Genomic DNA, 12,903 nt, shown 5'->3' on the forward strand with positions numbered 1-12,903 from the left:
CTATTCGGACGCCGCTGGTGGTGGGGGCGTGGGAAGACGGGGTCTCGGTTGGGGCGCCCACCGGTGCGAGTGAGGCCGGGGGCGTCCGCATGGGTGGCTCGTGGGGCGGGGGCGCTCACAGTGCGACTGGGCCGGTGTGTCCGTGTGGTGGTGGGAGCTCGCAGTGCGACTGGGCCGGTGAGTCCGTATTTGGTGGCTGGTGGGGGCTCGCAGTGCGGCCGGTGCATTCGTATTGGTGGCTGGTGGGGCGGGGGCTCACAGTGGGACGTCCGGGGCATTCGCATCGGCGTCGCGGCGCTGCCCCGATCGCTTGATCTGGGCTGACACTGCCGATGTGTCCGTGTTGCGTGGCACACACCCGCTAGTGTGGGGGCCGACGTTTGTCTGCCACTGAACCGATTGCGAGACCCGACCGTGCGTGAAGTCCTCCTACTCTGCTGGCGTGACACCGGGCACCCGCAGGGCGGGGGCAGCGAGCGGTACCTCGAGCAGGTCGGCGCGCAGTTGGCCGCGCGCGGCATCAAGGTCACCCTGCGGACAGCCGGTTACCCCGGGGCGCCCGAGCGCGAGCGGATCGACGGCATCGACATCAGCCGCGCAGGTGGGCGCTTCACCGTGTACCCGCGCGCGCTGGCCGCCATCGTGGCAGGTCGGCTCGGTTTCGGCCCGCTGAAGGGACTGCGACCCGACGTCGTGATCGACACCCAGAACGGCATCCCCTTCTTCGCCACCGCCACGGGCGTGCCCTCGGTGGTGCTGGTGCACCACGGGCACCGGGAGCAGTGGCCGGTGGCCGGGCGTCTGGTCGGGCGGATCGGCTGGTGGATCGAGTCCACCTTGTCGCCGCGCGTGCACCGCGACAACCAGTACCTCACCGTGTCGCTGCCCTCGGCCGAGGAGCTGTCGGTACTCGGCGTGGATCGCGGCCGCATCGCCGTGGTCCGCAACGGCGCCGAACCGGTGCCCGCCGAGGTCGTCCCGGGCGACGACACCACCCGCGCCACCCACCCTCGCATCGCGGTGCTGTCGCGTCTGGTTCCGCACAAACAGATCGAAGACGCGCTCACCGCCGTCGCACAACTGCGTGAGCGCTTCCCCGACGTGCACCTCGACGTCATCGGCGACGGCTGGTGGGCGCCCAACCTGCGTGCCTGCGCCGACTCCCTCGGCATCGCCGACGCGGTCACCTTCCACGGTCACGTCGACGAACGCCGCAAGCACGAAATCCTGGCCACCGCGTGGGTTCATGTGATGCCCTCACGCAAGGAAGGCTGGGGATTGGCCGTCATCGAAGCCGCCCAGCACGGCGTCCCCACCATCGGCTACCGCAGCTCCCGTGGCCTCACCGACTCCATCGTCGACGGCGTCACCGGCCTGCTCGTCGACGACGCCCCCGCCCTCGCCGTCGCGGCGGCCGAACTACTGTCCGACGCCGACACCCGCCAGATGATGGGCGAAAAAGCTCGCACCCGCGCCCACGAGTTCTCCTGGGAACAGACCGGCGCCGGCGTTTACGAAGTCCTCAGCGCCGCCGCCCGAGGCACCTTCGTCACCGGCCTGGTCGCCCCGTCGGCCCAGGCCGACCCGCTCAGTCGCTGAAAACGTCGTCCACGGTCCGCGCACTGATCGCCCGATCCAACCATTCTCCCAGCTGAGCACGGTTATGACAGGACGTGATCTTGCGTTCGGCCGCTACCGGGACATCAATGCCCCGTCGCCGCAGAATCCGCACAATGCTCTCCGAAACACCTTCTTCGCGCCCTTCCTCGCGGGCTTCTCGGCGCATCCGCTGCGATGTCTCGGAACGGAAGAACGACAGAGGTACAGACATCAACTTCCTCCAGATTCGGGCACCTCGAGTACGACCGAGGCCCAGTTCGACGAGTTCGGCGTAGATCTGAGCATCATCACTGTCGCCGGTGAGGCGCAGAGCGGCGGCCAGCGATTCCAGTACCGCTGACCATAGCTGGAAGACATAGATCGCTGATGGGGCTGAGGTGCTATTTGGGTGGCATGTTGTGCGACACGCGTGGGTCGCCCTCCGTCAGTGGCGGGTGGGGCGGAGGGCGGCGGTGGTCAGGCCGGTTGTGAGGAGGAGGGCCCAGAGGGTGTGGGCGGCGGTTGAGGTGTGGCGTTGGGTGGGGGTGGCGATGTCGGTGGGGGTGGGGGAGGGGATTCGGTAGAGGGCCAGGTGGGGGTCTTCGTAGCGGAGTTCCGCTGCGGTGAGGGTGGCTTCGGAGTCGCCCAGGGAGCCGGGGGTGGTGCGTTCCACCAGGATCCAGCCGACGCCGAGGGCGGCCAGGTCGGTGGGTGGGGCGCCGTTGAGGAGGGCGGTTTCGACGGTGCGGGCGCGGTTTCCTTCGCCGTTCACCGCGTAGCCGCGGACTCGGAGTTCACCGGTTTGCAGTACGTCGTTGGGCAGGATGCGGGGGGCGGGGTCCAGGACAGGAGCTGGTCCACTGTAGGGAAAGCGGCGGAACATGCCCGCTGGGAGGACGGCGACATCGCCGGGGGCGTCGACGCGTTCGACGACCTCGGCCCAGCCCGCCGGGTAGTGGACGGGGCGCAGTGCGCCGCCGACGCCCCAGGCCAGGTCGGCCAGCGGGAGGATCAGCAGCGCGAGGAAGGCGGTGGCGATTGCGGCTTGCGCGGGTGTGCGTTCGGTGCTGGCCGCTTCGTCGGGTTGCCTGGTGAACCGGTGTAGCCGGGCGGCCAGCGTTCGGCATGCCGCCGCGGCGCACAAGGCGTAGGCGGGCATCGCCAGGGCCACATACTTCTGGGTGTCCCGCAGCAGCCCGGCCCCGGGAACATGCACCATCAACCACTCCCCGGCCGCGATCCCCGCGTCGGTCGCGCCGAGCGCCGGCAGCACGATCGACACCGCCGCGATCACCAACAGCACCCGCCCGACCTGTCCCCGCGCCCACACCGCGCGCACCCCCAGCGCGACGATCCCGAGCAACAAAACCGTGCCGACCAGCGCCAACGGTGTCGTCCGGCTCGCGGGTACCGCCTCGGAATTCCAGATCCCGCCCAGCCCCGCGAGGCTGCCCAAGGTGCCGAGCCACGGTTCGGCGCGGGCGGCGAAGGCGGAGACACCGGCGGGGTCGGAGGGTTCGGCACCGGATCCGAGCGCGGTCGCGGTCAACCAGGGCGCGCAGGTGGCGACCCACAGCACGAGAGCGGGGAGCAGTGCGCGCCGCCCGACCAGTGCGAGTCCGACTATGGCGGCCAGGAGGGATCCGGTCGGCGTCAACCCGGCCGCCGCGAAGCTCGCCGTCAGCGCAGCCCATCCGCCGACAGCTCCCGCTCGCCCGCCGACAGCTCTCGCCCGTGCGCCGACAGCTCTCGCCCGTGCGTCGTCGGTTCGCGGGCGGCCGTCGTCGGTTCCCGGGCGTGCGCCGACAGCTCTCGCCCGTGCGTCGTCGGTTCCCGGGCGGCCGCCGTCGGTTCCCGGGCGTGCGTCGTCGGCGGGCGGGCGTGCGTCGTCGGCTCTCGGGCGTTCCGTCGCGTCTTCGACAGCCTCGCTCACCGACCGAATACGCACGGCGGCCAGGACGGTCCAGGGCAGCGCCGCGTACCCGGCCAGCAGACTCCAGTGGCCCTGTAGCAGCCGTTCGGCGACAAAAGGATTCCACAGTGCGACGGTGGCGGCGACGAGCTGTGCGCCGGTGGATGCGTCCAGGAGGCGGCGGGCCAGGACGGCGGCGCCGTACGCGGCAGACCAGAGCGCGACGATGAGAATCGCTTTGACCAGGACCCCGCCGTCGATCAGGGGTGACAGCACGGCGAGCAGGGTGTCCTGGGGGACCGCGCGCGGTGCGGCGGCGCCGAGGCCGAGGGCCGAATCGGTGAGGTAGGAGCGGGGCGTGCTCACCGCATCGCGGAGCAGCAGGTAGCCCGAGCCGGTGAGTGGTCCGACGATGATCAGCGTGAGCAGCGCGCAATAGCCGGCTACCCACGCCCTCGCCCGCACACCGCTACCCGTCACGTCATCGCACCTTACGTCCCGGCACGTCGCAGTGGGACCGAAGGTTTCGCCCGCGCACTCGGCCGTCGCGGTCGGCGCTGAACGGCAGCTCGGAAAGTGACATCCTCGAAACTGTCCACAGTCCTGCACAGGGGTGGCGAACAGGCGCGGGCGCCCGCCGGCTCGGTCCACGTCCGGCCGAGCACGGCCCCGACGAGCTGGGCGGTGTGGACTGGCGCCGTCCTGGATGGTGCCGCTGTCACCGCCGGGTCGAGGCAGCAGCCGAGTCGACCGGCATGCGGGCCGCCGTGAGCAGGACGACGACCCCGACGATCGCGGTGGTCACGGCGGCGACCGAAACGGCGGTGACGATCAGGGATTCGATACTGCGGGCGAACACGAGCATCAGTGCCACTTCGACGGCCAACCCCACCCAGGTGACCATGGCCAGCGCGGTGCGCTCGACCGCGATCGCCGAGAGCAGCGCACCTTGGAGCACCGCCAAAATCGCGCCGTGCAGGGCGAACACCCACAGCATCGACTGGATGGGGGCGTAGTCCTCACCCGCGAACAGTGGTGCCAGCGGCGCGGCCACCGCCGCCCCGAGCACAGCGACGATGCCGATCACCGACAGCACCGACAGCGCGTCGCGGATGGCGCGGGCCGAGTGGGTCGGCTGCGCCATCCGCGGATACAGCACCACCCCCACGGCCTGCGGCAACCAGAATGCGATCTTCGTCGCGATGGTGCCCAGTGAATAGCGACTCGCGTCCACGTCGTCGAGCACGATGCGCACCACGATCAGGTCCACCGACGACAACGCCATCAGCGCGGCCTGCACCTGCACGGCCCGCAGCACCGGCAGCACACCGAACCCGGCACCTGATTTCGTCGAAGATGCGCCCGCACCCGGCACCTGATCGGCTGTGCCGTCTTTTCCGCCGGAGACTCGATTCGCTGTGAAGCCGCCGCCCCTTGGCGCCCGGCTCGCCGCGAAATCGTCCACGCCGGTAACCGTGTTCGCGGCGATCCGTCCTGCGATGAACGCCGCCCCGAAAATGCCGGCGGCACCAGCCCACAGCGCACCGGCCGCGCCGCCGCCGAGCGTCAACGCCGCCAGCGCGGGCACCACGCGCGCGGTCCCGGCCATCGCCAGTACGGCGGCCAAGGCCCGAAACCGTCTGCCGCCTTGCAGCATTCCTTGCTCACCGGAGAGCACAACCAGTGCGGGCGCCGCTCCGAGCGCGGCTGCGGCGGCCCACACACCTACATGCAGCACCTCGGCCACCACGGGCACCAGCACCACCGCGACCGCCGCGACCAGCGCGGCGCACCGCCACTGCATCGCCCGCAGTGCCCGTGCCGGCGCCCCGCGCACCACCTCGCGGGCCACCACGTTCTGCATGGCCAGGGCGGGTACCGCGCACAGCAGCTGCACGGCCAGCAGGCTCGCGAATTCGCTGTATCCGGTCACGCCGAGCCAGCGACCCGCCAACAACTGCAGCAGGTATCCGGCGACGTTGGCGGTCATCGCGCCAGCCGTCACCCAGGTCAGATCAGCAACAACAGGTGGGCGACGGACCGAAGACACGCTTCATCGTCGCACGAGGGGAGTTGCCGAGCTGCTGGCACAGCCCCTTTTCGGGTGCCGGCCCGGGCCCGGCGCCGCAACGCCGTAGTTGTCCACGAACGAAAAAGGCCCCGGTGGTGACCGGGGCCTTCCGCTGGTGTGGATCAGGGGCGTTTGTTCGTGTCGATCTGTTCGGTCGGCCCGTCGTAGTCACCGCGGGGGAACTGGGTGGTAGGCGTGTCGTCTCCGCTGGTGAACTGCGTGGTCGGTGTGTCGTCGCCGTCCCAGCGGGTGGCCGCGGTGTCGTCGGCGGCGGGCCCGGGTGTCGGGCGGGTGCCGCGCGGACTGGCGTGCGCGGGTGCGCTGCCGCCACGCAGGCCGAGGAACAGGCCGGCGAGCAGCGCGATCACACCGAGCACACCGAATACGATCGGCACGATCCGGCCGAACAGCGACAGCTTGTCGGTGTTCTCCTCGGCGATCGCCAGCTGCGATTCGACGGTGGCCTCGTCGAACACGATGTGCGACTTGAGTGCGGTCACTTCCGGCTTGTCGGCCGCCCGCGCGTAGTACAGGTGGATCGACTCGCCGCCCTTGATGACGGTGCCGGTCTCGGGCTCCACCCACAGGTCGCGCACGTTGGTGTAGTACCGGGTCATGGTGACCGGCGTGTCGTCACGTTCGTCGACGCCCCACTTCGACGCGGGCAGGGTGAGCCGGTTGGCCGGTGCCTTCACCACATCCCAGGTGCTGGTGGGCGGCGCGATCATCTGGAAGCGGTAGACCTTGGTGCTGTTGATCTCGGTCTCTTCGATGAAGTTGGCGTCGAAGGACTTTCGCACGTTGATGTCGAAGTACGGGTAGGTCTTCTTCTCGGTGCCGATCGGGAAGCGGTAGCCGATGCCGGTGTGCTGCACCGGTTCCATCACGCTGCCGTCCTTGTCGACGGTCACCGCGATCGAGCCGTTGGGCTCCTCGTCCACCGGCATGCCCGTGGTGCGCGAGATGGTGACGCGGTCGATGTTGGCGGTGAGCAGACCGGTGTCGCCCTGTACGTCGGTGCGGCGCAGGGTGCTGCCTGCCTGCAAGGTCATCACGTCGGCGTCGGAGGGCTCCTCGACGGTGACGAATCGCTGCGAGATCAGCGGAACGTTCTCGTCCACCACCGCGGGGCCGTCGCCGGAGGTGAGCGACTTGGAGTCGAGGACGAGACTCTCTTCGTCGGGCTGACTCTCGGCGATCGTGGTGATCTCGAGATCGAGTGGAGTCTTGGCGACTTTGCTCACCGTGTAGGTGGGGATCATCAGCGCGGCGACGAGTAATGCCGCGCCCAGACCCACGAGCACGCAGGCGACCGTCCTTCTGGTACCGGCACTCAGTGCCATGCAAACTCTCCTCGTCGTTCGAACACGAATGGTCCGGTGGTCTGGTATTGCACCACAGGCACGCCTGAGCCGACACTAACAGCCCATGTTCGCAGAGTGTGGCGCTGCGCCGGGGAAAACGCCGACACGGCAGACTGGAGTCCGATGACGACCGCGACCACTCCCGTTCCGGCGCCGCGCGCCTTCATTCCCGCGCTCGAGGGCATGCGTGGAATGGCCGCGCTCGGCGTGCTCGTCACGCATGTGGCGTTCCAGACCGGGGCGTCGGGGATCGCGGTGGTGGGGCCGCTGCTGGAACGCTTCGACATGGCGGTGGCGATCTTCTTCGCGCTGTCGGGTTTCCTGCTGTGGCGACCGCACGCGGCGCTGGCGCACGGGCGCGGCTCCGCACCCGGCACCCGTCGCTATCTGCTGCACCGGTTCACCCGGATCGTGCCCGCGTACTGGGCTGTGGTGGTGTTCGTGCTGGTGTTGCTGCCGAGCGCGGCGCAGTCGGCGAACCTGCGGGTGTGGGGGTCGAATCTGCTGTTGCTACAGGTTTTCGTGCCGCTCACCCTCACCGATGGGCTCACGCAGATGTGGAGTCTGTCGGTGGAGGTGGCGTTCTACCTGTTGCTGCCGGTGCTGGCCTGGATGTTCGTCCGTCTGCGCGGGCCGGCGGCGCGCTGGCGGGTGCCGGTCCTGTGCGCGCTGGCCGCAGTGAGTTCGACCTGGAATCTCATTCCGGTGCCCACGCCCGACGCGATCCACGCCGACAACTGGCTGCCTGCCTATCTGCCGTGGTTCGTGGCGGGCATGGTGCTGGCCGAGTTGATCTACTGGCTGCGCCCGGGCGCCCGGTGGGGGGTGCTGCTGGCGAATCAGCCGCTGATGTGGGCGGTGGCGCTGGTGGCGTTCCTGATCTCGGCCACCGAGTACGGCGGGCCCGCCGGTCTGGAACGCGCCGAACCGTGGCAATACGCGGTGAAGATGCTGCTCGGGGCGATCCTCGGTTTCGCGCTGCTGGCACCGTTGGTGATGCGCCCCGCCGACGCACCACCGCACCGCTGGCTGGAATCGCGCACCGCCGGAGTGGTCGGCCGCTGGTCCTACGGCATCTTCCTCTGGCATCTGGTGGTGCTCACGATGGTGTTCCCGGTGTTCAGCCTGCTGCCGTTCAGCGGGAACTTCGGCTACGTGCTGCTCCTCACCGTCGGGCTGACGCTGCCGCTGGCCGCCGCCAGCTTCGCCCTGATCGAGGAACCGTGCCGCCGCTGGGCGAGCCGGGTCTCCCCGAGCCGTCAGCCGGTCGGCGATGGCTCAGCGTCGACGCGGTAGCGCCGCGACCCCCACCGCGACCACCGCGATCACCGCGGGTGCCTGCGCCCAGACCGACCCGCCCATGTAGGCGGTGCCCGACCGCCAGGTCCCCGTCGACAGCGCCGCCGCCGAGATCAGCGTCCCGACCCCGGCCAGCCACGGCAGCACCCGGCTGGTCACGGCGGGCCGCAGGTGAGCGCATCCCAGCGCCAGCAGTGTGCACACGGCCCCGAACGGCCCGGAGACAACGGTGACCACGCCGGTGAGACCCACGGCGGCCGGCAGGCGCGTACCCCAGGTGACCGGCGCGGGCCCCGGATCCTCGGCCTTGCGCCAGCGAGGGATGGCGAGCAGCGCAAGAGGGATGAGGAGCAGTAGCCCACCGAAGATGGCGAGCCGGTACCAGCGATCGGCCGGGAACGACACGGTGATCTCCCCATCGGTTCCCGGCGGGACGAGCCACGCCTGTTGCCAACCGTTGACCACCACGGGTGCCAACTCCCGGCCGTCGGCGGTGTACGCCTCCCAACCGACGTTGGTGCTCAGCGGGAGTACGAGCAGCTGGGTCCCAGCGGTGCCGGAGTCAGGCGCAGGTGAGCGCGGTTGTTGCGCTAGCTCAGGTGCTGCCGGTTCTGTGGGTTCCACCGGGTTCGCTGGGGCCGTGGATGCCGCTGGATCGGTGGGTTCCGTGGGGTTCGCAGGTGCGGGCTCGGCGGGTCCGGTGCCGGGCAGCACCGCGTAGGGGTCGGTGCGTGGTAGACGGATGCGGTCGACGGTGAACAGTTCGGTGGGGGCGACGGTGAGGTCGGGGTGGCCGGGGAGGAGTTCGATGTCGGCTGCGTCGGCGGCGCAGGGGCGCGCCGATACCGGTGCGCCGGAGCGTAGTTCGTCTGCGGTGGCGGTGATGGTGGTGTGTACCGCGCGGCCGCCGATGGCGATCACCGGTCCGGTTTCACAGCCGATGGTGACGAGCCGGTCGCCGGGTGCGCGCGGGGGGTAGTCCGGTCCGAGGACTTCGACCTCGGCCAGGCCGGCGGGTTGGGGCAGGACGAAGCCGAGGGCGGTGCGGTCGAGGACCTCGTTCCAGCGGTGGATGCTGATCTCCACCCGGTCGGTGACCGTGGGGTGCAATGAGATTCGCGCGGGCTCGCCGTGTTCGCGTTCGGGAAGTTCGCGCACCTGGGGGCCGTTGCCGAGGTTCACCGCGACGGCGGTGGCGGTGGCGGGTAGGCCGCCGAGTGCGGTGGTGATGCCGAGCCCGTCGACCAGGGCGGGTTCGGGAAGTTCCAGCACCAGTGTGGGTTTCGCACCGGCGAGGTCGCGGACGGTCGATTCGGGCGCGGTCCAGGTGGTTTGCGGGTCGCCGTCGGTGGCGGCGAACGCGGCCCCGCGCAGGTCGGCGACATCGGCTTTGCCGCGGGCGATGGGCCGGCCGGGGTCGGTGAGCAGGGCTTCGAGCGCTGGGCCGGGCCGGGTGCGGACGGTGAGGTCGGTGCCGACGGTCATCGGTTCGGGAACCGCGAGGGTGCGCCCGAAGATGCCGGGTTCCTCGGCGGGCAGACCGAGTCCCTTGCTGCAGTGCACGCGGTCCGGACCGTCGAAACACGCGCTGCGACCGGGTAATTCCTGCCCGAGATCCCAGCCACGCACCTTGGTGCCTGCGGCCGGTTCGGGTAGCACCACGCGATGGCGGATATCGACGCGCACCGGGACGTCGCGCACGGAATAGTCGTCCAGGGTGAGCTCGCTGATCCCGAACTGCCCACCACGGGTGCCGGTTGCGGTGCGGGCTGCGGTGATGGTCACCCAGTCGGTGCTGCCCGCGGGCAGCGCGACCGTCACGGGCTCACCGGGTTCGGTGATCCGCGCCGACACCGTGCCGCGCGCCGTGCGGATCTCGACCCATTTCACCTTGTCGCCCAGCGCCGCCGCGGTGGTGGTGAACCGCAGCGACCCGCTGGTGATCGGCTGCTCGAGGTCGAGCCGGAGCCATTGTCCGAGTGCGGATTCCGCGCCGTTGCTGATCCAGGCGGTGCTCGGGTCACCGTCCACGGCGGCCGCGGTGGAACTGCCGGGGGCCGCGCCACCGATCTGGGTGGCATCGGCGGCCGAACTCGAGGCGGTGACCTTCGCACCGGACCACTCGCCGCGCACCAGCGGGGTGTCGGCGACGGGGTAGTCGGGTACGAGGTTGTGGGTGCGCCGGGCGTCGCCGGGTGCGCGGACCGCGGAGTTGTGGTTGTCGACCCGGCCGAAATCGGCTTCGCGGTCCATCGGGGTGTCGGTGAGCAACACGGGTTTCGGCGGCAGACCGGCCCGCCGCGCGTCGGCATCGAGCAGCACCGGTGCGGTGGGGTTCTCGGTGTCGCGTCGAAGTCGTTCGAGCACTTCCGGGCCGCCCTGTACGACGGGGACCGCGTCGAGTCCCACGGTGTAGGCGCCGGGGAACTCCGCGGGCGCGCCGGTCCCGCTGCGCACCTCGACGGGTGTGCCGGGCGGCGACACCCCGACCCGGTAGATCTCGATGGCCGGATAGGCGGGCAGCAGATCGTTGTCGACCACCAGTCCGGCGTCGGCGGCGCGCGGCCCGATCGGCGCGCCGAATTCGGCGACCTTCGTCAAACCGGGGGACCCCTCGATGGCCTGATGCGCCAGCATGGGCCGGGTGGAGCGCGAGGTCTCGGGGTCGAGGTCGTTGCGCAGCACCACCACGCCGATGCCCTGGTCGGCCAGGGTGGCGGCGAGTCCGGTCGAGGGTCTGCCGTCGGCGATCAAACGCTGCACCGAGTCCATGGCGCGGATGGTGCCGGGCGGGTTGAGCGGCACCGAATCGCGCACTGCCCAGGGCGTACTCGCCAGAGCTTGCAGCGGTTCGTCGCGGGTGAGTCCCCAGATCTGGCTGCCGAACGGTGCGCCGGGCACCACCAGGGCGCGGGTGTCGGCGGCATTGTCGGCGAGCCATTGCGCGGTGTCGGTCCAGTACGCGGGCACACGATCGTAGGCGCCGCGCGGGGCGAGCCGCCCGGTCCAGGCCAGCGAGGTCGCCAGGGTGAGTGCCGCCAGGATCAGTGCGGCGACCGGGACGAACCGGTCGCGTTCGGGATGGGCGAAAGCGTTGCGCCACACCGGTGCCGGCACCGACGCGGGCAGCGGCACCCGGCCGAGCAGATGCGCGAGCCCCACCACCAGTGGCAACCGGATCAGCGGCTCGAGTTTGTGCACATTGCGCAGCGGCGCGCCGCCGGAATCCAGGAAGATCCGCACCGAGTCGGCGAACGGCCCGCCGAGCGTGCCCACGTACCCGGCGCAGATCCCGGCCAGTCCGACAGACAGGATCAGCGCGAACCGGCCCCGGTAGGGCATGGACGAACGCGCCAATCCGGCCATTCCCGCCGCCGCGAGCAGTCCGGTGGCCAGCACCGCGGCGGGCTGGGTCACCAGGACCGCGCCCGCGATGCGTTCCGGGGACACGAACGGTGTCCAGCTGTCGGTGCCGCGCAGCACTTCGCTCAGCGCCGCCCACTGCGTGGTGACGCCCGACGATTCGATGAAGTCGAGGAACGGCGGACTCACCTTGCCGAGCAGCAGCAGCGGCACCACCCACCAGAACGTGGCCAGCACCAGCAGTGGAATCCAGGCCCGGGTGAACCGCCACCACCGCCGATTCGGCCGGTAGGAGGCCCACCACAATGCGGCGGGCAGGAACGCCGCCACCGTCGCGACCGCGTTCACCGACCCCATCAGCGCCAGCGCCAGCGCACTCCCGGCCGGCGAGAGCGCACCCCCGCGCCCGACACCGGCCGCTGTCGCACCTGCGGCAGGTGAGAGCGCGCCCCCGCGTCCGACGCCGGCCGCTTTCGCACCTGCAGCCGGACTACGGGAGCCTCCCGATAACGGCCAACGGCCGGCCCGTTCTCGCATCGCGACCCCGAGGGCGGCGGGCGCGAGCAACACCCACGGTGCCAGCATCATCGGCAGCGTTTCGGAGGAGATCGAGCCGAGCGTGGTGAGCACTCGCGGCGACAAGGCGAACGCGATGCCGGCGATCACTCGCGATCCGCGCGCACCGATGCCGAGGGTTTCGCAGAGTTTGACGATGCCCCAGAACCCGGCGAGCAGCAGCAGCGCCCACCAGATGCGCTGAGTCATCCAGGCGGGGATGTGCAGCAGGTGGCCGGCGGAGAAGAACGCCCCGTGTGGGAAGAAATAGCCGTAGGCCTGGTTCTGCACCTGACCCATCGGGGCCTGGCTGCTCCACAGGTGTGCGGCGCGCGCGAGGAAACCGAGGGGGTTCTGCGCGAGGTCGTACTTGGTGTCGGCCACGGTGAGTCCGGGCGCCTGCGCGAAGGTCAGTACGAAGGCGGCTACTACCGAGCCGACGAACCAGCGCCAACCCAATGGCGCCTTGTCCGGGTGCCCCGATCCGGGGCGCGACGCGCGGGCGTCGGGCTCAGCGGCTGCCGTATTCAGGAGCGTTGAGCAGCGAGGAGTCCTGGTCACCGCTGCGGTCGATCGAGGGTGCGGTGTTCTGCTGCACCGCCGCCGTGATGGCGAAGACGGCGATCGCGCTCAGCAGGGCGCCGCCGGCCGCGCTGGCAACAGCCGGAACAGCAAACTTCATCGCGCACTCCAATACGCTCGAACGTCGGGGCCTGTCTGGGCCAACCTAGCAGGTGCGG

Annotated in this window: 8 protein-coding genes; 3 read left to right on the forward strand and 5 right to left on the reverse strand. The window is 70.4% G+C overall.

Annotated elements, in window-relative coordinates:
* Positions 1–414 precede the first annotated feature (414 nt).
* Both ACFO5K_RS08005 and ACFO5K_RS08010 read left to right on the forward strand, forming a co-directional pair.
* Entirely contained in the window at positions 415–1,599 is a 1,185-nt protein-coding gene (locus ACFO5K_RS08005) for a glycosyltransferase family 4 protein (RefSeq protein ID WP_378558176.1), read from the forward strand.
* 64 nt (positions 1,600–1,663) lie between these two features.
* The gene (locus ACFO5K_RS08010) at positions 1,664–1,960 is read left to right on the forward strand and encodes a hypothetical protein (protein ID WP_378558179.1); all 297 of its coding nucleotides are present in this window, start codon (positions 1,664–1,666) and stop codon (positions 1,958–1,960) included.
* Positions 1,961–2,044: 84 nt separating this feature from the next.
* On the opposite strand, the gene ACFO5K_RS08015 is transcribed toward ACFO5K_RS08010, so the two are convergent.
* From ACFO5K_RS08015 to ACFO5K_RS08025, 3 genes are all read right to left on the reverse strand, one after another.
* Positions 2,045–3,991, reverse strand: coding sequence for a hypothetical protein (locus tag ACFO5K_RS08015; protein WP_378558182.1), 1,947 nt, complete (start codon positions 3,989–3,991; stop codon positions 2,045–2,047).
* A gap of 238 nt (positions 3,992–4,229) precedes the next feature.
* On the reverse strand, positions 4,230–5,501 hold the full coding sequence (locus ACFO5K_RS08020; RefSeq protein ID WP_378558185.1) for a polysaccharide biosynthesis protein: 1,272 nt from the start codon (positions 5,499–5,501) through the stop codon (positions 4,230–4,232).
* A gap of 203 nt (positions 5,502–5,704) precedes the next feature.
* The gene (locus tag ACFO5K_RS08025; RefSeq protein ID WP_378558188.1) at positions 5,705–6,925 is read right to left on the reverse strand and encodes a DUF3068 domain-containing protein; all 1,221 of its coding nucleotides are present in this window, start codon (positions 6,923–6,925) and stop codon (positions 5,705–5,707) included.
* 144 nt (positions 6,926–7,069) lie between these two features.
* Between ACFO5K_RS08025 and ACFO5K_RS08030 the strand changes: the two genes are divergently transcribed.
* Positions 7,070–8,242: an acyltransferase family protein gene (locus ACFO5K_RS08030; protein ID WP_378558191.1), complete on the forward strand. Its 1,173-nt coding sequence runs from the start codon at positions 7,070–7,072 to the stop codon at positions 8,240–8,242.
* On the opposite strand, the gene ACFO5K_RS08035 is transcribed toward ACFO5K_RS08030, so the two are convergent.
* Positions 8,225–12,694: an alpha-(1->3)-arabinofuranosyltransferase domain-containing protein gene (locus ACFO5K_RS08035; protein ID WP_378558584.1), complete on the reverse strand. Its 4,470-nt coding sequence runs from the start codon at positions 12,692–12,694 to the stop codon at positions 8,225–8,227. The two genes, ACFO5K_RS08030 and ACFO5K_RS08035, sit on opposite strands and share 18 nt — an antisense overlap.
* Positions 12,675–12,845: a DUF2613 domain-containing protein gene (locus ACFO5K_RS08040; RefSeq protein WP_378558193.1), complete on the reverse strand. Its 171-nt coding sequence runs from the start codon at positions 12,843–12,845 to the stop codon at positions 12,675–12,677. Before ACFO5K_RS08040 ends, ACFO5K_RS08035 begins: the two co-directional genes overlap by 20 nt.
* Positions 12,846–12,903 lie beyond the last annotated feature (58 nt).

Origin of the sequence: Nocardia halotolerans, from assembly GCF_042650145.1 — a bacterium.
GTDB lineage: Bacteria > Actinomycetota > Actinomycetes > Mycobacteriales > Mycobacteriaceae > Nocardia > Nocardia halotolerans.